This is a genomic window from Bacillus tianshenii, assembly GCA_020524525.2.
Lineage (GTDB): Bacteria > Bacillota > Bacilli > Bacillales > Bacillaceae_N > Bacillus_AV.
The window spans coordinates 1,000,020-1,019,989 of sequence record CP129018.1 but is presented as its reverse complement, the minus strand read 5'-3'; the positions used below and the strand labels follow the sequence as shown (position 1 = coordinate 1,019,989).

General features: G+C 43.4%; 19 protein-coding genes and 1 other annotated feature. All 19 genes read right to left on the bottom strand.

Translation table 11 applies throughout. The annotated features are described in order from the left end of the window. Positions 1 to 60: 60 nt before the first annotated feature. The 19 genes from pyrE to LC040_04965 all read right to left on the bottom strand — a co-directional run bounded on the left by pyrE (position 61) and on the right by LC040_04965 (position 19,959). Positions 61 to 690 carry an orotate phosphoribosyltransferase gene (pyrE, locus tag LC040_05055; GenBank protein WLR52280.1) on the bottom strand — a complete coding sequence of 210 codons (630 nt, stop codon included), beginning with the start codon at positions 688 to 690 and terminating at the stop codon, positions 61 to 63. Continuing rightward, positions 690 to 1,400, bottom strand: a complete 711-nt coding sequence (gene pyrF / locus LC040_05050) for an orotidine-5'-phosphate decarboxylase (GenBank protein ID WLR52279.1) — start codon at positions 1,398 to 1,400, stop codon at positions 690 to 692. The genes pyrE and pyrF overlap by 1 nt, the downstream gene beginning before the upstream one ends. Next, complete coding sequence (locus tag LC040_05045; protein ID WLR52278.1) at positions 1,372 to 2,310, bottom strand: dihydroorotate dehydrogenase; 939 nt, start codon at positions 2,308 to 2,310, stop codon at positions 1,372 to 1,374. Before LC040_05045 ends, pyrF begins: the two co-directional genes overlap by 29 nt. Next, positions 2,307 to 3,077, bottom strand: a complete 771-nt coding sequence (locus tag LC040_05040; GenBank protein WLR52277.1) for a dihydroorotate dehydrogenase electron transfer subunit — start codon at positions 3,075 to 3,077, stop codon at positions 2,307 to 2,309. The genes LC040_05045 and LC040_05040 overlap by 4 nt, the downstream gene beginning before the upstream one ends. Then, the gene (carB, locus tag LC040_05035; protein WLR52276.1) at positions 3,074 to 6,286 is read right to left on the bottom strand and encodes a carbamoyl-phosphate synthase large subunit; all 3,213 of its coding nucleotides are present in this window, start codon (positions 6,284 to 6,286) and stop codon (positions 3,074 to 3,076) included. Before carB ends, LC040_05040 begins: the two co-directional genes overlap by 4 nt. After that, complete coding sequence (locus LC040_05030; GenBank protein ID WLR52275.1) at positions 6,286 to 7,371, bottom strand: carbamoyl phosphate synthase small subunit; 1,086 nt, start codon at positions 7,369 to 7,371, stop codon at positions 6,286 to 6,288. Before LC040_05030 ends, carB begins: the two co-directional genes overlap by 1 nt. After that, positions 7,368 to 8,651 carry a dihydroorotase gene (locus tag LC040_05025; GenBank protein ID WLR52274.1) on the bottom strand — a complete coding sequence of 428 codons (1,284 nt, stop codon included), beginning with the start codon at positions 8,649 to 8,651 and terminating at the stop codon, positions 7,368 to 7,370. Before LC040_05025 ends, LC040_05030 begins: the two co-directional genes overlap by 4 nt. After that, a complete protein-coding gene (locus LC040_05020) occupies positions 8,617 to 9,540 on the bottom strand; it encodes an aspartate carbamoyltransferase catalytic subunit (GenBank protein WLR52273.1) in 924 nt (307 codons plus the stop codon). The genes LC040_05025 and LC040_05020 overlap by 35 nt, the downstream gene beginning before the upstream one ends. A 169-nt stretch (positions 9,541 to 9,709) precedes the next feature. Next, positions 9,710 to 11,056 carry a solute carrier family 23 protein gene (locus tag LC040_05015; GenBank protein ID WLR52272.1) on the bottom strand — a complete coding sequence of 449 codons (1,347 nt, stop codon included), beginning with the start codon at positions 11,054 to 11,056 and terminating at the stop codon, positions 9,710 to 9,712. A 163-nt stretch (positions 11,057 to 11,219) separates the two neighbouring features. Further along, the gene (gene pyrR, locus LC040_05010) at positions 11,220 to 11,762 is read right to left on the bottom strand and encodes a bifunctional pyr operon transcriptional regulator/uracil phosphoribosyltransferase PyrR (protein WLR52271.1); all 543 of its coding nucleotides are present in this window, start codon (positions 11,760 to 11,762) and stop codon (positions 11,220 to 11,222) included. Positions 11,763 to 11,961: 199 nt separating this feature from the next. After that, positions 11,962 to 12,876 (bottom strand): RluA family pseudouridine synthase, encoded by a 915-nt coding sequence (locus LC040_05005; protein WLR52270.1) that lies wholly within the window; start codon positions 12,874 to 12,876, stop codon positions 11,962 to 11,964. Beyond that, positions 12,876 to 13,340, bottom strand: a complete 465-nt coding sequence (lspA, locus tag LC040_05000; GenBank protein WLR52269.1) for a signal peptidase II — start codon at positions 13,338 to 13,340, stop codon at positions 12,876 to 12,878. Before lspA ends, LC040_05005 begins: the two co-directional genes overlap by 1 nt. Positions 13,341 to 13,435: 95 nt before the next feature. Continuing rightward, entirely contained in the window at positions 13,436 to 13,717 is a 282-nt protein-coding gene (locus LC040_04995) for a hypothetical protein (GenBank protein ID WLR52268.1), read from the bottom strand. 158 nt (positions 13,718 to 13,875) lie between these two features. Then, a complete protein-coding gene (gene ileS, locus LC040_04990) occupies positions 13,876 to 16,638 on the bottom strand; it encodes an isoleucine--tRNA ligase (GenBank protein ID WLR52267.1) in 2,763 nt (920 codons plus the stop codon). A 75-nt stretch (positions 16,639 to 16,713) separates the two neighbouring features. Next, positions 16,714 to 16,969, bottom strand: a binding site (T-box leader). 95 nt (positions 16,970 to 17,064) lie between these two features. After that, on the bottom strand, positions 17,065 to 17,559 hold the full coding sequence (locus LC040_04985; protein WLR52266.1) for a DivIVA domain-containing protein: 495 nt from the start codon (positions 17,557 to 17,559) through the stop codon (positions 17,065 to 17,067). Between the two features lie 92 nt (positions 17,560 to 17,651). After that, positions 17,652 to 18,428 carry an RNA-binding protein gene (locus LC040_04980; protein WLR53196.1) on the bottom strand — a complete coding sequence of 259 codons (777 nt, stop codon included), beginning with the start codon at positions 18,426 to 18,428 and terminating at the stop codon, positions 17,652 to 17,654. A gap of 97 nt (positions 18,429 to 18,525) precedes the next feature. Continuing rightward, positions 18,526 to 18,798 (bottom strand): YggT family protein, encoded by a 273-nt coding sequence (locus tag LC040_04975; protein ID WLR52265.1) that lies wholly within the window; start codon positions 18,796 to 18,798, stop codon positions 18,526 to 18,528. A gap of 7 nt (positions 18,799 to 18,805) precedes the next feature. Then, positions 18,806 to 19,261 (bottom strand): cell division protein SepF, encoded by a 456-nt coding sequence (locus tag LC040_04970; protein WLR52264.1) that lies wholly within the window; start codon positions 19,259 to 19,261, stop codon positions 18,806 to 18,808. Between the two features lie 20 nt (positions 19,262 to 19,281). Then, on the bottom strand, positions 19,282 to 19,959 hold the full coding sequence (locus LC040_04965) for a YggS family pyridoxal phosphate-dependent enzyme (protein WLR52263.1): 678 nt from the start codon (positions 19,957 to 19,959) through the stop codon (positions 19,282 to 19,284). Between the last annotated feature and the right edge of the window lie 11 nt (positions 19,960 to 19,970).

The window sequence follows — 19,970 nt, the reverse complement described above, 5'->3', positions numbered from 1 at the left end:
CACTTATATCAATTTTATTATGAAAACAAAAAACCCACCGACTTCACGATGGGCTTGTGGTTACTGCATCCAGTTTTCACTTTGTGGGTTTTCACGCCATTTTTTCAGCTGAGTAAGTTCTGCTTCTGAAATGAGGTTTTCTTCTTTCGCAACTTCAATTAATGTAGAGAAGTTCGTTAATGTATGCGCAGATACATCTGCATCAGCAAGCTTTTCTTTGCCTTTTTCTAATTCATATGTAAAAATCGCGGCAATTCCAAGCACGTCGCATCCTACTTCACGTAGTGCATCAACAGCTTGAATCGCACTTCCGCCTGTTGAAATTAAATCCTCAATGACAACTACTTTCTGTCCAGGCTTGACTAACCCTTCAATTTGATTGCCTTTTCCGTGACCTTTCGGCTTGCTTCGCACATATGTCATCGGCACGCCGAGCCGCTCACTTACCCATGCTGCATGCGGAATACCTGCAGTTGCCGTTCCTGAAACAGCTTCACAATTGTAATATTCACGTGAAACGAGCTGTTCTAGCCCTTTGGCAATTTCACGCCGCACAAGCGGATAAGAAAGAGTTAAGCGATTATCACAATAGATCGGGGATTTCATACCAGAAGACCATGTAAATGGCTCTTGCGGACTTAAGGACACCGCACCAATTTTAAGTAAATAACGGGCAATTTCTTTTTGCATTATGCTTCCCCCCATGATTTTTTCACGTTCTCATAGCTTTCAAGCGGATTCGCAGCTTTTGTAATACTGCGGCCGACAACAATCGCTGTGCTTGTTTGCTTTCTTGCTTCTTCAGGAGTCGCAATCCGTGTTTGGTCATTTGCGGCATCCCCTTGAAGACGGATGCCAGGTGTGACTTTCATAAAGTCTTCTCCACACACCTTTGTAATCATCTCCGCTTCCCATACCGAGCAAACAACACCATCAAGCCCGCTTTCCTTTGCAAGCTTTGCATAATGGATGACTGTTTCGTCCATTTTTCGTTCAATTAAAATCTCATCATGCAATGTTTCGTCGCTTGTGCTTGTTAGCTGTGTAACAGCAATGCATTTCGGTACAGGCTTACCTGGAGGTGTACCTGCTTTCAGTCCGTCTACGGCAGCCTTCATCATTTTCGTTCCTCCAGCTGCATGAACATTGACAAGGTCGACCCCCATCATCGCGAGCCCTTGCATAGCCTGCTTCACGGTATTTGGAATATCATGAAGCTTCAAATCTAGAAAAATAAGATGACCGCGTTTTTTTAACTCTTCAATAATGGCAATTCCTTCGCGGTAGAATAGCTCCATCCCAACCTTCACAAATGGTTTCTCATCTGTAAATTGGTCAAGAAATTTAAGGGCTTCATGCCCGCTTTTAAAATCAAGGGCAATGATTAACGGTCGATGCATTTCTCCAGCTCCTTCCTGTTAATTCAGAGATATGATCAACACCGAGGTCATCCAACAAGCCTGGTAAGTCATTTATAATCGTCGGACAAACAAATGGGTCTACGAAGTTTGCTGTTCCAACAGCAACTGCGCTTGCACCAGCTAGAAAATATTCAACAACATCTTCGGCAGATTGGACACCGCCCATGCCGATAATTGGAATCGACACTTCCTGACTAACTTGATAAATCATTCGAATTGCAACAGGCTTAACCGCTGGTCCTGATAACCCGCCCGTTTGATTCGCTAAAATCGGCTTGCCTGTTTTCAAATCAATTCGCATACCGAGTAATGTGTTAATCATCGTTAAGCCGTCTGCACCTGCTTGTTCAACAGCTTTTGCGATGGAAACAATATCAGCAACGTTCGGAGAAAGCTTCACATACACAGGTACACTTGAAACATCCTTGACGGCTTTCGTCAGCTTTGCGGCCATTTCAGGAATCGTTCCAAATGCAATCCCGCCTTGCTTCACATTAGGACAAGAAATATTTAATTCAAGTGCATGAACATTTGGCGCGGTAGAAATCTTTTTCGCGACAGCGACATAATCTTCGACTTGTGAGCCTGCCACATTCGCGATAATCGGTACATCGAATTGCTCAAGCCATGGCAGCTCATTTTCCATCGCAGAATCTAATCCAGGATTTTGCAGGCCGATTGCATTCAACATACCTGATGATGTTTCCGCAACACGTGGTGTTGGGTTGCCAAACCGTGGTTCTTCCGTCACAGCCTTGACCATAATGGCACCAAGTTCGCTTAAATCATAGAGCTTCGCATACTCTTTGCCAAAGCCGAAGCATCCAGATGCAGGCATGATTGGATTTTTCAATTCAAGACCTGGTAATTGTACAGCTAAGCGATTCATAGCGCCACCTCCCCAAATGCAAAGACTGGACCATCACTGCATACCTTTTTATAACTGAATTCATCGCCACCAGCTTCATGACATACACATGCAAAGCATGCACCAATGCCGCAGCCCATTCTCTGTTCAAGTGAGATGAACCCACGCTTATCAGAGTACTTGTCTTCAAGCGCTTTAAGCATTGGAATTGGTCCGCATGAGTACAGCACATCATAGGCAAACTTTTCAGCTTCAATGATATCCGTTACAAAGCCTGTCGTTGCGTATGTGCCATCTGCTGTTGCAATAAACGTCTCTCCAAGCTTAGCAAATTGTTCCTCATAAAAAACCGCCGCTTTCGTTTGAAAGCCAAGGACATGAATAACATGAACACCACGCTGCTTCAGCTGCTTTGATAGTTCATAAAGAGGGGGCACACCAATACCGCCGCCTACTAATAGAGCAGTTTCCCCTTCTTTTGCTTCATGTACTGGAAAGCCATTTCCGAGTGGGCCAAGGACGTCAACGACATCATGTGCAATCTTTCGGCTTAACAGCTCTGTGCCGCGGCCTTCTGCACGGTACAGCATTGTAAATTGGTTGTTCTCACGGTCAATGCTGCAGATGCTTATCGGACGGCGCAGCAGAGGATCAGTCCCTCCGTGCACCCGAATATGAACGAACTGACCAGGATTCATGTCCTGTACCATTTCCCCTTGTAAGGTCAGCTCAAAGATCCTCTCAGCAATACAGCGGTGACCAATGATGGTCATCTTCTCTTGCCTCATACGTTAACCCCTTCACGCTTTTTTTCGAACTTCGGCATTTCCTGCATTTCAAATGTCATCGATTCGATAACACGCAGAATTGCTTTTGCTGTATCAAGTGATGTTAAGCATGCGACACCATTTTCGACTGCTTCACGGCGAATGCGGAATCCGTCACGTGCAGGCTGCTTCCCTTTTGTCAGTGTATTTACCACAAATTGCGCATCACCTTGGCGGATGACATCCAATAAATGCGGCTTTTCTCCACCAATTTTATTAACGGTTGTAACTGGAATGTTCTCTTCACGGAGATGCTTTGCAGTTCCTTCTGTTGCAAGAAGCTGATAGCCGATATGATGGAATCTGCGCGCAATGCCGACTGCTTCTTCTTTATCTTTATCCGCAACCGTCAGAAGAACTGTTCCGTGTGTTGGGATTTCAATGCCTGAAGCAACTAACCCTTTATATAGAGCTTTTTCAAGTGTACGGTCACGGCCCATTACTTCACCTGTTGATTTCATTTCAGGTCCAAGCGTAATATCGACGCGGCGCAGCTTTGCAAATGAGAAAACAGGTACTTTCACAAATACATCCTTGCTTTCTTCATGATAGCCTGTTTCATAGCCAAGCTCAGGAAGCTTTTTGCCTAGGATAACTTTTGTCGCTAAGTTTGCCATCGGTACACCTGTAATTTTACTTAAGAACGGCACAGTTCGGCTTGAACGCGGATTCACTTCGATAACGAACACATCGCCTTTGAAGACGACAAACTGAATGTTTAACAGCCCGACAATGTTCAATCCCTTCGCTAAGCGAATCGTATCTTCAATAATTTTGTCTTTCGTTTCCTTCGCTAAGCTTTGCGGTGGATAGACTGCAATCGAGTCACCGCTGTGAACCCCAGCTCGTTCGATATGTTCCATAATACCAGGAATGTAGACATTTTCTCCATCAGAAATCGCATCTACTTCAATTTCTTTTCCAATCATATAACGGTCGATAAGAACTGGATGCTGCGGATTTACTTTTACTGCGTTTTCCATGTATTGCAGCAGTTCTTCCTCGCGATAGACGATTTCCATTGCACGGCCGCCTAGCACGTAAGAAGGACGGACAAGCACAGGATACCCGATATCACCCGCAATTTTGACAGCCTGGTCAACAGATGTTGCAGTTTTTCCTTTTGGCTGCGGGATACCGAGTGTTGATAAGGCGTTTTCAAACTTATCCCGGTCTTCAGCACGGTCCATATCTTCTAATGTCGTGCCTAAAATTTGCACACCGCGTGCAGCTAGTTCATCAGCTAAGTTTATCGCTGTTTGACCTCCGAACTGAATGATAACCCCTTTTGGCTTTTCCAAATCAATAATGTGCATTACATCTTCAATCGTAAGCGGCTCAAAATACAGCTTATCTGATACGCTAAAATCAGTTGAAACCGTTTCTGGGTTATTATTGACAATAATCGCTTCATAGCCTGCTTCACGTAACGCCCATACTGCATGTACGGTTGAATAATCAAACTCAATTCCTTGACCAATTCGGATTGGTCCAGAACCAAGAACGACAACACTTTCCTTCTCTGTTAATTCTGATTCATTCTCATCTTCATACGTACCATAATAATACGGTGTAACGGATTCAAATTCAGCTGCACACGTATCAACCATTTTATAAACAGGTGTGATGCCGTTTTCTTTGCGCCATGCATACACTTCACGTTCACTTTTGTTCCAAAGACGTGCAAGCACACTGTCTGAAAAACCGTTTTCCTTTGCTTGTAAGCCGAGTTCATTATCGAATGGATGTTTCGCAACCTTCTGATGAAGAGCAACTAGTTTCTCAATCTTGTAAAGGAAGAACCGGTCAATTTTACTCCATTCAAAAATCTCATCCATCGTCTTACCGCGACGTAACGCTTCAGCGACAATAAACATCCGCTCATCATCAGCCGTTTTAATACGCTCGATAAGGGTATCTTCATCTAGCTGTTCAAATCGCTCTAGCAAAATGTGGTCGACATTTGTTTCAAGGGAGCGAATGGCCTTAAGCATCGATTCTTCAAAGCTGCGACCAATTGCCATTACTTCACCTGTTGCTTTCATTTGCGTACCAAGCTGACGGTTGGCTGCTTCAAACTTATCAAACGGCCAGCGCGGAATTTTTGAAACGATATAGTCAAGCGCGGGCTCGAAGCATGCATACGTACGGCCTGTAACAGGGTTTTTCATTTCATCCAATGTTAAGCCGACCGCAATTTTTGCTGACAGCTTTGCAATTGGATAGCCTGTTGCTTTTGAGGCAAGGGCACTAGAACGGCTGACACGTGGGTTTACTTCGATAATGTAATAGTCGAAGCTGTCAGGGTCAAGTGCAAGCTGGACATTACATCCCCCTTCAATTTCAAGGGCACGAATAATCTTTAATGATGCATTACGAAGCATCTGATATTCACGGTCACTTAATGTTTGACTTGGCGCAACAACGATCGAATCACCTGTATGAACGCCGACTGGGTCGAAGTTTTCCATGTTACAGACGACAATCGCATGACCGCCTGAATCACGCATCACTTCATATTCAACTTCTTTAAATCCTGCAATGCTTTTTTCAATTAAGCACTGACCAACAGGACTGTATTTAATACCGCTTGCGACGATTTCCTCAAGATCTTGTTCATTTTTGCAAATACCGCCGCCAGTACCGCCAAGCGTGTAAGCTGGACGCACGATAACTGGAAAACCGATTTTTGCGACAAAGTTTCGTGCTTCACCGAGTGTATGAACAATTTCACTATCAGGTACAGGCTCATTTAATTCATTCATGAGCGAGCGGAATTGTTCGCGGTCTTCCGCTTGTTCGATTGCCTTTAAGCTTGTTCCTAAGATTTCGACTCCGCATTCATCAAGGACACCTTTTCGCTTTAGTTCTACGGCCATGTTTAAGCCTGTCTGTCCACCGAGTGTTGGAAGAATTGCATCTGGGCGCTCTTTGCGGATAATACGGCTTACAAACTCATAAGAAAGCGGCTCAATATAGACACGGTCTGCCATTTCTGTATCTGTCATAATTGTTGCAGGGTTTGAGTTAACGAGAATCACTTCATAGCCTTCTTCTTTCAATGCTTGACATGCCTGTGCACCCGCATAGTCAAACTCAGCTGCTTGTCCAATTACGATTGGTCCTGAACCGATTACTAGAATTCGTTTAATGTCTGTGCGTTTTGGCATTATAAAATCCCTTCTTTCTTCGCAGTTTGCATCATATTTAGGAAGTCCTCGAACAATCCGTTCGCATCCTCTGGTCCCGGCGATGCTTCTGGATGATATTGTACGGTAAATGCTGGATAATTCTTATGGCGAAGCCCTTCAATTGAACCGTCATTAAGGGCAATATGAGTCACTTCTAAGTCTGTGTTTTGAATAGAGTCTGCCTTTACGGTATAGCCATGGTTTTGTGATGTAATCGCAACAAAGCCTGTTTCTAGATGCTTAACGGGGTGATTTGAGCCACGATGACCGAATTTCATTTTCTCTGAATCCGCGCCACAAGCAAGCGCAAACAGCTGATGTCCAAGGCAAATGCCAAACAACGGAACTTTTCCAAGAATGTTGCGAATCATTTCCACTGCTTCAGGTACATCCTGTGGGTTCCCCGGACCATTGCTTAGCATAATGCCGTCAGGGTTAAGGCGCAGAATTTCTTCAGCTGTTATATTGTAAGGTGCAACGACAACATCACAGCCGCGTGCATTTAATTCTCGTAGTATGCCATGCTTCATGCCGAAATCAACTAATACAACACGGTCTCCCCGGCCTGGACTTGGATAAGGGTCTGTAGTCGAAACACGCTTTACTTGGTCTGTTGGTAATGGCGTTTCTTTCAACTCACGAACGACTTCGTTAACATCGACATCCATCCCACAGATTCTTCCTTTCAGTGTGCCGTAGTTACGGATAATTCGTGTTAATTTACGTGTATCGATTCCGGAAAGGCCTGGAATGTTACGTGCTTTCAAATAGTCATCAAGTGTTTCTTCATTCCGCCAGTTAGATGGGAATTCAGCATGTTCTTTCACGATCAAGCCGTGAATGGAAGGTTGAATCGATTCGAAATCATCACGATTTACCCCGTAATTACCGATTAACGGGTATGTAAGTGTGACAATTTGCGCGCAATAAGATGGGTCTGATAAGATTTCTTGATAGCCTGTCATCCCTGTATTAAAAACAACTTCACCGCTCATTTCGATGTCGCTTCCAAACCCTTTTCCTACAAAGATTTCACCATTTTCTAAGATTAATTGTTTTTTCATGCTTGCACGCTCCCTTTCTGCCATACGATTTGTCCGTTGTAGATTGTTGCGACTGGCCATCCTTGGCACTTCCAGCCAGTAAATGGCGTGTTCTTTCCTTTTGATGCAAAGTTTTCAGGATTGATTTCTGCTTCTGTTTCTAAGTCGAATACCGCAATATCTGCAGGGCTGCCTTCTGTTAACGTGCCATATGGCAATTTGAATGCATCGGCAGGCTTCTTCGTCATCATCTCAATCAGCTGCTGTAATGTAAGCACGTCTTTCTTAACAAGGTTTGTATAAAGAAGCGGGAATGCTGTTTCAAGACCGACAATTCCAAATGGCGCTTCAACCATTCCAGCGCTTTTTTCTTCTGCACTATGTGGAGCATGGTCGGTTGCAATAAAATCAATCGTTCCATCAAGCAACCCTTCGATTAATGCCTCACGGTCAGCTTTGCCGCGGAGCGGTGGGTTCATCTTATAATTGGAGTCTAGCCCTGGGATGTCATCTTCACAAAGTAAGAGGTGGTGCGGTGTCACTTCAGCTGTTACACGAATTCCGGCTTTTTTTGCATCACGCACGGCTCTGACCGACTCTTTTGTACTGATGTGACAGACATGGTAATGACAGTCTGCCGCTTCAGCAAGCAGAACGTCGCGTGCGATATGAACTGACTCACAAACAGATGGAATGCCGTTTATCTCGTGCTTTTCACTGAAAGTGCCTTCGTGGACAGCACCTTTATTAATGAGGGTATTTTCTTCACAATGAGCTACAATCGGCATGTTGTTTGCAGCAGCCTTCTTCATCGCCTCAAGCATCATACTCGCGTTTTGAACGCCGACACCATCATCTGTAAAAGCAAAGGCTCCGTTTTCTTTCAATGCTGCAAAATCCGTTAAATCTCTGCCAAGCTCGCGGATTGTAATAGAGGCATAAGGTAATACGCGGACATGAGCTGTATCTTGAATACGCTTGTTCACCCAATCCAAATTTTCTACTGTGTCTGGTACTGGACGTGTATTCGGCATGGCTGCAACGGTTGTAAACCCACCTTTTGCTGCTGCCATTGTACCTGTTTCAATCGTTTCTTTATGTTCACCGCCAGGCTCACGCAAATGAACATGCAAATCAACAAGCCCCGGGGTTACAAGCTTTCCGACTGCGTCAAATGCTTGAGCATCTGGGTCGTTTATTGTATCAGCAATTTGTTTGATGACGCCGTCTTCGATTAAGATATCCTTTTCAATCATTCTTTCGCTTTCAAACAATTTGGCGTTTTTGATAAGTATTTTCATAAGTTACTCCCCCTACAGTTTGTTGTAATGCACGCTTTAATACTGCCATTCTCACATTCACACCATTTGTCATTTGTTTAAAAATGCGTGAACGTTCACACTCGACAAGCTCATCTGCAATCTCGACACCTCGGTTTACAGGAGCTGGATGCATAATGATACTGCCTGGCTTCATCATCTTTTCACGTTCAACTGTTAAGCCGAATTGTTGATGATACGCTTCTTTTGTCATATTCATCCCGCCTGCATGACGCTCATGCTGAATTCGAAGGAGCATCATCACATCTGCCTTTTTCACTGCCTCGTCCATGTCTACATAATCGCCGTCATTATCGCGCCATTCCTGCGGAGATGTATAGATAACTTCTGCACCAAGGCGGCTTAACGCTTCTGCGTTTGAATGTGCGACACGGCTGTGGCGAACATCTCCACTAATTGCGACTGTTAAGCCTTGGAACGTGCCAAATTCCTGGCGAATCGTTAGTAAATCCAACAAGCTTTGTGTTGGGTGATGCCCAGCACCAGACCCTGCATTTAGAATTGGAATACCGACTCGCCCGACAAGCTCATTGTAGTATTCATTATCTTCATGTCGGATAACCGCAGCATTTGCTCCAATCGCTTCAAGCGTTCTTACCGTGTCATACAGCGTTTCCCCTTTTGTCGTGCTAGAAGAGGCTGCTTCAAAATTTAACACTTCCAACCCAAGCCGCTTCTCTGCCGTTTCAAAGCTAAACCGAGTGCGTGTGCTTGGCTCAAAGAATAAGTTCGCTACAAACACTTGTTGATTCGGCCGCCAGCTTGCCCCTTCTGCAAACCGCTGTGCTTCATCCAAAATATCATTGATTTCATGAACCGTTAATTCAGACATGGTGAGTAAGTTTTTCATCTTAAAACCTCCATCATAGTTAGGTGCTATGTATGAAAAAAGCACCCATTCATAGTATGAAGGGTGCAGGAAAGCAGGGAGAAGTGGTCGTTGCCTATACTTCACCCGCTAACTTACCGCGTACACCCTTTGAAGCCTCACAGGACTTCGTTAAATTGTGTATGTCTTATTATGCGGCACTGTCATTATCTTTTTTTTTGCTATCTTCCTCTTGCTCGAACATCGAGCCATTTCCATATCCAGATTCTTTGCCTGGCAGGATAAGGTTCAAAATCACTCCGATAATTGTTGCAAGCGCCATTCCTGCGATTTGAAGCTGCTCACTGATTTGGATAACAGCTCCGCCTACTCCGATTACAAGAATGACTGATGAAATGATAAGATTTCGTTTGTCTCCTAAGTCAATTTGATTGTCAATCAGCATGCGCAGCCCGCTTGATGCGATGATACCGAACAAGACGATAGATACGCCGCCCATAACGGGTGTTGGAATTGTTCCGATAAGAGCAGTCACTTTACCTGTGAAGCCGAACAGTACAGCGAGTACAGCTGCTCCTCCGATAACAAACACACTGAACACACGCGTAATGGCTAGGACACCGATGTTTTCTCCGTATGTTGTATTCGGTGGTCCACCAAGGAATGAAGCGATGATTGTTGCTACTCCATCACCTAGAATCGAGCGATGTAGGCCTGGCTTTTGAATAAAGTTCTTGCCAACAACTTTGCTTAGAACCATTTGGTCACCGATATGCTCAGCGATTGTTACAAGTGCAACCGGCACCATGATGAATGCTACTTCCCAAGAAAGGCTTGGTGTATATGTGACAAACGGTACGATGAATTCTGGCATTTGCAGCCAGCTTGCTTCTTTTACAGGTGTTAAATCAACAAGCCCTTGGAAGAAAGCGAATGTATAGCCGCCTACAATCCCTACTAAAATCGGAATCAGGCTGAAAAATCCGCGAAAGAAGATTGATGCGATAATCGTGATTGCCAATGTTACAAGTGCGACTGAAAAGTGTGTCATGCTATAAATTAAATCCTGTGGTGCTGCGCCTGGGTTTTCGTACATTGCCATATCAATTGCTGTTGATGCAAGCCCAAGACCGATAACAATAATGACTGGGCCGACTACAATTGGCGGTAGCACACGCATTAACCATTTTAAACCAGCAGTACGAATTGCAAGTGCAATGAATCCGTACAAGATACCTGCTAAGAAGCTTCCGAACATTGCTGCTTCCGGTCCACCCATTTGCTTCGCTGCGATAATTGGTGCGATGAATGCAAATGAAGAACCAAGGTATGCGGGAATTTGTCCTCTTGTAATTGCAAGGTATGCAAGCGTTCCAAGACCACTTGATACAAGTGCGACCGCTGGACTTAAGCCTACTAAGTATGGAACAAGAATTGTTGCGCCAAACATGGCGAATAAGTGCTGAATGCTTAATGTTAACCATTTATTCATTGCTGGAACTTCACGAACATCTAAGTTTACTTTTTGTGTGCTCATTTGTTTTCCTCCTCTGACGTTTGCTCTTAAGCACGAAAAAACCTCTTTGCCTTGGCTTGCAAAGAGGTTACGGTGCACACTTAATCCGCAGACATTCTTAACCTGCTCCTGTGCTTACTATCCGTACCCTTGCAAGCCTCACGGGACTTGATTAAAGGGTTATTTATTTTTCGTAAATTCTTACTTGGTCTGTTTCATCGACTTCCTTTAATTCTACAACAATGACTTCTACTTTTGAGGTTGGTACGTTTTTCCCGATATAATCAGGTCGAATTGGAAGCTCTCTGTGACCTCTGTCTACTAATACAGCCAGTTGAATTTGTGATGGTCTGCCAATGTCCATCATCGCATCCATTGCAGCCCGCACTGTTCTGCCAGTGTAAAGGACATCATCAATTAAAATAACTTTCTTGTCAGTTACATCAACAGGTACGTCTGAGCCTTTTAGTAGCGGTTCTTCATTGTCTGTTTTCTTTGAAAGGTCGTCCCGGTAAAGGGTAATGTCAATTTCCCCGACATCAATTTTTTCACCTTCGATTTGTTCGATTCTCTCAGCAAGGCGGTTAGCGATATAAATACCGCGTGTCTTAATGCCGACTAGAACACAATTGTCAATTCCTTTGTTTCGTTCGATAATTTCGTGGGCAATACGTGTTAATGCGCGTTGAATTGCTTTTTCGTCTAGTACAATCGCTTTTTCATTCATTCTTTTCACCTCTCACTGCCATGCCCTTTGTACTAAAAAACCCCCCGCATCCGCGGGAGGCCTTGGCAACAAACATGCATGCAGAATCGATCTCTTCTGCTTGAGTCGTTTGGTCAATTCCTTCTCAGCCTCACGGGACTGTAGTTAAAGGGCAGTGATTAAGTTGTTGATGCTATTATGTCACCGTTATGAGTGAGTGTCAACCATTTTGTCGAAAGTTTTTCAATACACGTTCAAAGCGTTCTGGAATTGGTGATTCAAATGATATGAACTCACCTGTTCTCGGATGATCAAAGCCAAGAACTGCCGCATGTAAAGCTTGTCCGTCCACATCAATCGTTTTACGCGGACCATACTTTGGATCACCGACAATTGGAAAGCCAATATATTTCATATGCACACGAATTTGATGTGTCCGCCCTGTTTCAAGCTGACATTCGACATATGTATAATTGCTAAATCGCTCTAATACCGTAAAGTGTGTAACAGCTTCTCTGCCGTTTTCATCGACAACCGCCATCTTTTGCCGATCTTTCGGATCTCTTCCAAGCGGCGCTTCAATTGTTCCTTTATCATGCGGGATGACGCCGTGGACTAAGGCACGATATTTCCGCAGCACAGATTTGTCAACAAGCTGTTGAACCAATGATTCGTGGGCGACATCATTTTTCGCTACCATTAACAGTCCTGATGTGTCCTTATCAATACGGTGGACAATACCTGGACGTAAGACACCATTAATGCCGGAAAGGTCTTTGCAGTGCGCCATTAACCCGTTTACAAGCGTCCCCGAATGATGGCCAGGGGCTGGATGCACGACCATACCGCTCGGTTTATTCACCACAATGACATCCTCGTCTTCAAAGTAAACATCAAGTTCCATTTCTTCTGGCTCGACATCAAGTTCTTCCGGTTCAGGAATTTCCAGGGAAATATTATCCCCTTCTTTCACTTTGTGATTTCCTTTTACCGTTTTTCCATTTACATGCAAATGACCGTCCTTAATCCAAGCCTGGACTTGAGAACGTGACCATTCTGCATTTAAATCAGCAACTAATTTATCAATACGGCTGCCATTTTGTTCACTGTCAACCGACCATTCTTTTTTCTCCATTAACTGCTCTCCTTCTCTCTTTTACTATCCATAAACGAATAAATCATCACAAAAATAACCCCAACAACGAGTGATGAGTCCGCAATATTAAAAATCGGATAATTATAATTAAAAATATACACATTAATAAAGTCGACAACCTCTTGACGAAGCACACGGTCAATAAAGTTACCAATCGCACCGCCTAAAATAAGTGCAAGCGCCCAGCTTAACAGCCGTTCCTTCTTCCGTACTTTCTCTAAGTAAAAAATGACTGCAATGACGACAACAACGGTGATAATGTAGAAAAACCACATTTGGCCTTGCAGCATTCCCCAGGCTGCGCCGCGGTTTCGATGAGATGTTAAGTAGAAAAAGCCTTCAATAACAGGAATATTCTGCCCAAGTGTCATTTTCGTCACAACAAGCCATTTTGTTATTTGATCAATGCATATGATAAGTAACGCAGCGAGATAATAGCGCACGTCTGCTCCTCCGTTCTCCGTTCTTACAAAAGTTCGGTACTGTAGCATTTTAGCATATGCAACCGTTGCAGACAATCTTTTCAATTTTCTATTAATTAATGACGGAAATATTGGACGAACTCCACATCATCGATTGTCCGGGCAGTTGGAAGAACTTCTAATAACGGCATCGGAATTGTTTGACCACTATATTCACACATTCCAAAGCTCCCCTCCTGCAGCTTCGCAAGCGCTCGGTTCACATCCGCCAGCTCTTGTTGAATGTAATGCACTGTCTCAAGATTGTAATGCCGCCCTGGTTCCTGGAGGTAAGCCGAAAGCTCCTGCTGCGTTTGTCTTAATTCTTGTTCAATCCGCTTCACATGTTGATCCCTCACATCAAACCCCTCCATCAAAATCAACTTCTACCCCTATTCTTTACCCACACCAAACATTTTAAAGAAGGTGATTATTACCTAGAAAAGCGGAGGCGGCTCGTTCAGGGGCGACAAAAAAAAAAACGCCTGCCTATGCTCGGCAGACGTTAAATAAATCCTTATTCATAATGGTTTGTGACGATTTCAGCGCAGCTTGCGCATAATGTTGGATGCTTGTCATCGTTGCCGACAGTTGTTGAAACAACCCAGCAGCGTTCACATGTTTCACCTTCAGCAGGCTGAACTTCGACTGCTAGTGTTTCAAGCTGTTGTGCTTGCTCTGGAGCGTTTTGCTTTTCTCCAGCAATTTCGCAGCCAGAAACGATAAATAGCTTCTCTAAATCATTAATGCCTTCAAGCATTGCTTTTGTTTCTGCATCTGGGTAAAGCTTAATACTTGCTGTTAACGATTTACCGATTACCTTTTCATTACGAGCGTTTTCAAGTGCTTTTAAGACGTCATCGCGGACATCCATGAATTTATCCCATTTCGCTTCAAGGCTTTCATCAACATGCAATGTTACTTTCTCAGGCATATCAACAAGCTGAACACTCTTCTCTTCAACGCCAGGAATGTACGCCCATACTTCATCTGCTGTATGCGTTAAAATTGGTGCAACAAGCTTGACAAGCGCTAGCAACGTTTCATGTAAAACCGTCTGAATGCTGCGGCGGGCTTTATCATCTTCAGCTTGGATGTAGAGTACATCTTTTGCAATATCAAGGTAGAACGAGCTTAAATCAATCGTACAGAAGTTATGAACATCATGGTAAATTGACGCAAACTCATATTCATCATAAGCATGTTTTACACGGTCGATCAGCTTATTTAGCTTGACAAGCATATATTGGTCAACTTCGCCTAATTGGTCGAAAGCAACAGCGTTTTTGCTTGGATCAAAGTCACTTAAGTTACCAAGTAAGAAACGGAATGTATTTCGGATCTTACGATATGTTTCTGCAACTTGTTTTAAGATATCATCTGAAATACGTACATCTGCTTGATAATCAACAGATGATACCCATAGACGAAGAATATCTGCACCAAGCTGTTTCATTACTTTATTTGGAATAACAACATTTCCAAGTGACTTACTCATTTTACGTCCGTCCCCATCAAGTGCGAACCCGTGAGAAAGAATACCTTTGTATGGTGATTTGCCTGTTACAGCGACACCCGTTGAAAGCGACGAGTTGAACCAGCCACGGTATTGGTCAGAGCCTTCAAGGTAAAGGTCTGCTGGGCGCTGCAATTCTTCGCGCTCTTCAAGAACAGCCTGATGAGAAGAACCTGAGTCAAACCATACGTCCATAATGTCAGTTTCCTTCGTAAACGTACCATTTGGACTATGTTCAGAGGTGAAGCCCTCAGGCAATAAATCTTTTGCTTCCCACTCGAACCAAATGTTTGAGCCGTGTTCACGGAATAAGTCCGACACATGTGCAATTGTTTCATCCGTAATAATCGGCTGATTATTTTCACCGTAGAATACAGGGATTGGAACGCCCCATGCACGCTGACGAGAAATACACCAGTCTTCACGGTCTTTAATCATATTGTACAGGCGTGTTTCGCCCCATTTCGGTACCCACTTCACATCACGAACAGCTTGGATTAAATCTTCACGGAAGTCTTTAATTGACGCAAACCACTGTGATGTCGCACGGAAAATCGTCGGCTTCTTCGTACGCCAGTCATGTGGATAAGAGTGTGTAATAAAGTTTAATTTAAGCAATGCGCCAGCTTCTTCAAGCTTTTCTGTAATTGGCTTGTTTGCTTCATCATAAAATAACCCTTCAAATCCAGGTGCTTCAGCTGTCATATAACCTTTTTCATCAACTGGGCAAAGCACGTCTAAGCCATTTTGCTTGCCGATGATAAAGTCATCCTCACCATGACCTGGAGCTGTATGAACACAGCCAGTACCTGCGTCAGTTGTAACGTGCTCACCAAGCATAACAAGTGATTCACGCTCATAGAACGGATGCTTTGCGACAACATGCTGAAGGCTTGCACCTTTCAGTGTATTCACAACTTTCAGGTTGTTCCATTCAAGTGTTTCAGTTAGTTCTTCCACTAATGCAGAAGCGACTACATATTTCACACCGTCTACTTCAACGATACTGTAGTCCAGTTCAGGGTGCACAGCAATTCCAAGGTTTGCAGGAATTGTCCAAGGAGTTGTTGTCCAGATGATAAATTTCTCATCCCCGCTTAGTACCCCTTTGCCGTCTGTCACATCGAATGCTACATAAATGGATGGTGAACGCTTATCTTGGTACTCGATTTCTGCTTCAGCAAGAGCTGATTCAGAGGACGGAGACCAATAGACAGGCTTTTTCCCTTTGTAGATAAAGCCTTTTTTCGCCATTTCACCGAATACTTTAATTTGTTGTGCTTCATAGTCTTTTGTCAACGTGATATATGGATTTTCCCAATCACCGCGTACACCTAGACGCTTAAATTGCTCACGCTGGCGGTCAATTTGCTCGTACGCATATTCCGCACATTTTTGACGGAATTCAGCGACACTCATTTTTTTACGGTCTACTTTTTTGTTTTTAGTTAATGCTGTTTCGATTGGAAGACCATGTGTATCCCAGCCTGGTACGTATGGCGCCTGAAAGCCTGCCATTGATTTATAGCGGACGATCATATCTTTTAAAATTTTGTTTAATGCGTGACCCATATGAATGTCACCATTCGCATAAGGAGGTCCATCATGAAGGACGAAAAGCGGACGGCCTTCTGTTCGCTTCTGTACTTCTTCATAGATGTTCATCTCTTCCCATTGTTTTTGCATTTCTGGTTCACGATTTGGAAGGTTTCCACGCATCGGGAACTTTGTTTTTGGCATAAGTAACGTATCTTTGTAGTTCATCTCCATTTTCCTCCTTTAAGACTTCTTGAATGACAGAAACGATAACTGACAAAAAGAAAGAACCCTCTCATCCCAAAAAGGGACGAGAAGGTTCCCGCGGTACCACCCTTGCTTGGCTTTATTCGAAAAAGCCCTGCTTTGTTCATTCGTAACGTGAATGATACCGCTGCTGCCTACTGGTATATATACAATGCCACGCATGGCAATAAAGACGTTCAGCGCAGAACTCGAGGGTGATCTTCCTTCTATCTGCTTACATCAGGCTTCCACCGTCCCTGATTCGCTACTTGCAAGCTTGTGATAAAAGTACTGTCCCTGTCATCGTTTGAATCCATCATCATAAAACTGCCTAACATATTAGGCAGTCTCTTTGTGCAATGTTTTATGATAAAAATTATATGTAATCATAGCACGCGCGTCAAGCGGTCATTCGTTCTCTTCATCATCCTCATGCTGATTATACTCCATTAAATGGTCCCAATCATCATTATCGAGCATTTCGAGCTGGGCCTTCACAAGCATGCGGAAACGATTGCGAAATACCTTTGACTGCTTTTTCAATTCATCAATTTCAAGCGCGATCTTTCTTGATTTGATCAATGACTCATTAATAATACGGTCAGCATTCTTTTCAGCTTCTTTAATAATGAGCTTTGCTTCTTTGTTCGCGCTTCGCTTCACATCTTCCGCCGTTTCTTGAGCAACAAGAATCGATTTATTTAATGTTTCTTCAATCGTCGAAAAATGTCCAAGCTTTTCTTCTAGTTCAGTTACTCTTTCTTCTAGTTCTTTCTTTTCACGAATGACGAGTTCGAAATCTTTAATGACTTGATCTAGAAATTCATTTACTTCGTCTTCATCATATCCCCGAAATCCTCTGTTAAATTCTTTGTTGTGAATATCTAACGGCGTTAACGACACCCTCATCACACCTCCGCTCAAGGAATATCATGCATAATTGTCCGTATTGTACCATGTTTTTCGACAATGGTGTGCATCATTCCTGCAAGAATTCATTTATTTTTCATTCCATACGTAATTCGCCACTTATTTTTTTTCGTTTTTCCACCAATTTCGATTAATTTGCTTCTTCCATGCCCACGTAATGAAAAAAGGTCACCTTCCTCACACCCATAGTCCGGCCGCTCAACCACTTTGAAGTTCACTTTCGCCATCCCGTTTTGAATGAGGGACAACACCTTTTGACGTGACATGCTATGAATTTCAGCCAACACAGCATCAAGACGCATTGACGACACAGTTCCGCTTCCTTCCTTCCATTCATCAACCTGGTTAATGACTTGTGAAAAGGGGCGTTCAATCAACTCGATGGTTGCTTTTCCAACCGAAGTAAGGTTCATCCGAACATAATCCGCAATTTCAGCTGCGACGACAAGTTGAAAATTTTCTCCATCAGTTGGGATATCCCCAAATTTCGACCGTTTCAAACCAAGTGACATCACTGACCCTAGTACTTTCGGATGCTCAATTGTAATAAATTTTTGAGGATAATTGATTTCAAACAACGTACACTCAAAATCATCTTCAGAAGGCTCGAAATAGGGTGGGTAGAGAATGGCCCGCTTCCGCTCTGCCTGTTCACTTCCTCCAAAGAAAGCTAAGCGCACTTCTTCATCATGACCGATAACAGTCTTCATAATATGCTGTTCACGCGGATCAAGAAAATCTGTCAGCTTTAATGCATACTGACTTAATACTTGCTCACGCCACTCCAGCACTTGGTCAATAAAAGCATGCTCTTCTGCACGAAAATGCTCGTAGATTGACATATACTTCACTCCGTCATTATTGTTCTTCTTCAATATTAAATGCCCTTAAAACGCACAAAAAGGAGACCTCGTGCGGTTCTCCTTTCTCTCCTCGTCATTACAAGAACATGAAATATAACTGACGTGCACCATATTGTGCAAAATTTAGCACGAAAATTGCTACGATTGGTGATATATCAATCATACCGAGCGGCGGTATAATCCGTCGAAACGGCTCTAAGTAAGGCTCCACAATTCGTGCAATAAACTGCCCAATTGAAGATTCACGGGCATTCGGAAACCATGACATCAAAATGTATGCAATAATCACATACGTATAAATTTGGATCGCCTGTACGAGTATTTGGACGATCGGACCAAGGAATTCCATTCACACTTCACCACCTATCATTATCAAAATCCTGCTCAGCAATCATCTCAGAAATTGTGCCTGAAATGTCGACATTATCAGAGGTACATAAGAAGGTATTTGAGCCTAGCTTCTTAATGTCGCCTCCTATAGCATATACGGTTCCACTCAAAAAGTCGACTATCCGTATTTTCTGATGCTGATTCACTCGCTGTAAATTAATAATGACGGCACGGCGGCTTTTTAATTGGTCAGCAATTTCTTGCACCTCATCGTAGACGCGCGGCTCTACAAGCACCACTTTGGATGTTTGGTGAACACTTTGCAAGCTCACGACATTTTGTTGTTTTTGCTGAGGCTTTTGCTTTTGTTCTGTTTTTAACTGCTTCTTCTCTTCTTCTGGTAATTCTTCTTCATCTACATACTCATATTCATACTCATCTTCAAGAGCAAAGAAATTTTTGATTTTCCCCATGAAACTCATTTTCGTCACCTCCGATGTTTTTAAAATTCTTTTCCTACGAGTGCCGTGCCAATGCGAATGAAGGTGGCGCCTTCTTCGATTGCGATTTCAAAGTCATTCGACATCCCCATCGAAAGCTCAGAACACGGAGCATTAGCATACGCCTTTGCTTGTACGTCATCTTGAAGCTGCTTCAAACGGCGGAAGGTCTCCCGTAAGACATCTTCCTCTTCCGTAAACGGTGCCATTGTCATTAAGCCAATAACTTCGACGTTTGAATAATCAGCAATACTTTCGATAAAAGGAAGCACCTCTTCTGGAGATATGCCATGCTTTGAATCTTCACCTGATGTGTTCACTTGTACGAAACACTTCACTTTGTCCTCGGCCCGTTTGTTAATTTCTTTTGCTAATGATTTGCGATCAAGGGAATGGATATAATCGACTTTATCAATCACATTTTTTACTTTTCGCGATTGAAGGGAGCCGATAAAATGCCAGTTCGCCTCTTTCCCAATCGCCTCGTACTTGTCGAGAAAACCTTGGTCACGATTTTCGCCCAAATGCATAATACCCGCTTCAAGCGCTTGTTGAGCTCTTTCGACACTTACATATTTCGTTACGGCGATAACCTTTATGTCGTCGGGATTGCGTCCGCAACGCTTGCATGCTTCTTCAATCCGGGCTTGTATTTTTTCTGCGTTTCCTTTTACATTCAAGCTGCTTCAAC

Excerpts from the sequence above, each read along its gene's own strand:
- pyrE (WLR52280.1), bottom strand. The coding sequence starts at position 690 with ATGCAAAAAGAAATTGCCCGTTATTTACTTAAAATTGGTGCGGTGTCC.
- pyrF (WLR52279.1), bottom strand. The coding sequence starts at position 1,400 with ATGCATCGACCGTTAATCATTGCCCTTGATTTTAAAAGCGGGCATGAA.
- LC040_05045 (WLR52278.1), bottom strand. The coding sequence starts at position 2,310 with ATGAATCGCTTAGCTGTACAATTACCAGGTCTTGAATTGAAAAATCCA.
- LC040_05040 (WLR52277.1), bottom strand. The coding sequence starts at position 3,077 with ATGAGGCAAGAGAAGATGACCATCATTGGTCACCGCTGTATTGCTGAG.
- carB (WLR52276.1), bottom strand. The coding sequence starts at position 6,286 with ATGCCAAAACGCACAGACATTAAACGAATTCTAGTAATCGGTTCAGGA.
- LC040_05030 (WLR52275.1), bottom strand. The coding sequence starts at position 7,371 with ATGAAAAAACAATTAATCTTAGAAAATGGTGAAATCTTTGTAGGAAAA.
- LC040_05025 (WLR52274.1), bottom strand. The coding sequence starts at position 8,651 with ATGAAAATACTTATCAAAAACGCCAAATTGTTTGAAAGCGAAAGAATG.
- LC040_05020 (WLR52273.1), bottom strand. The coding sequence starts at position 9,540 with ATGAAAAACTTACTCACCATGTCTGAATTAACGGTTCATGAAATCAAT.
- LC040_05015 (WLR52272.1), bottom strand. The coding sequence starts at position 11,056 with ATGAGCACACAAAAAGTAAACTTAGATGTTCGTGAAGTTCCAGCAATG.
- pyrR (WLR52271.1), bottom strand. The coding sequence starts at position 11,762 with ATGAATGAAAAAGCGATTGTACTAGACGAAAAAGCAATTCAACGCGCA.
- LC040_05005 (WLR52270.1), bottom strand. The coding sequence starts at position 12,876 with ATGGAGAAAAAAGAATGGTCGGTTGACAGTGAACAAAATGGCAGCCGT.
- ileS (WLR52267.1), bottom strand. The coding sequence starts at position 16,638 with ATGAACTACAAAGATACGTTACTTATGCCAAAAACAAAGTTCCCGATG.
- LC040_04980 (WLR53196.1), bottom strand. The coding sequence starts at position 18,428 with ATGTCAATCTACGAGCATTTTCGTGCAGAAGAGCATGCTTTTATTGAC.
- LC040_04975 (WLR52265.1), bottom strand. The coding sequence starts at position 18,798 with ATGGAATTCCTTGGTCCGATCGTCCAAATACTCGTACAGGCGATCCAA.
- LC040_04970 (WLR52264.1), bottom strand. The coding sequence starts at position 19,261 with ATGAGTTTCATGGGGAAAATCAAAAATTTCTTTGCTCTTGAAGATGAG.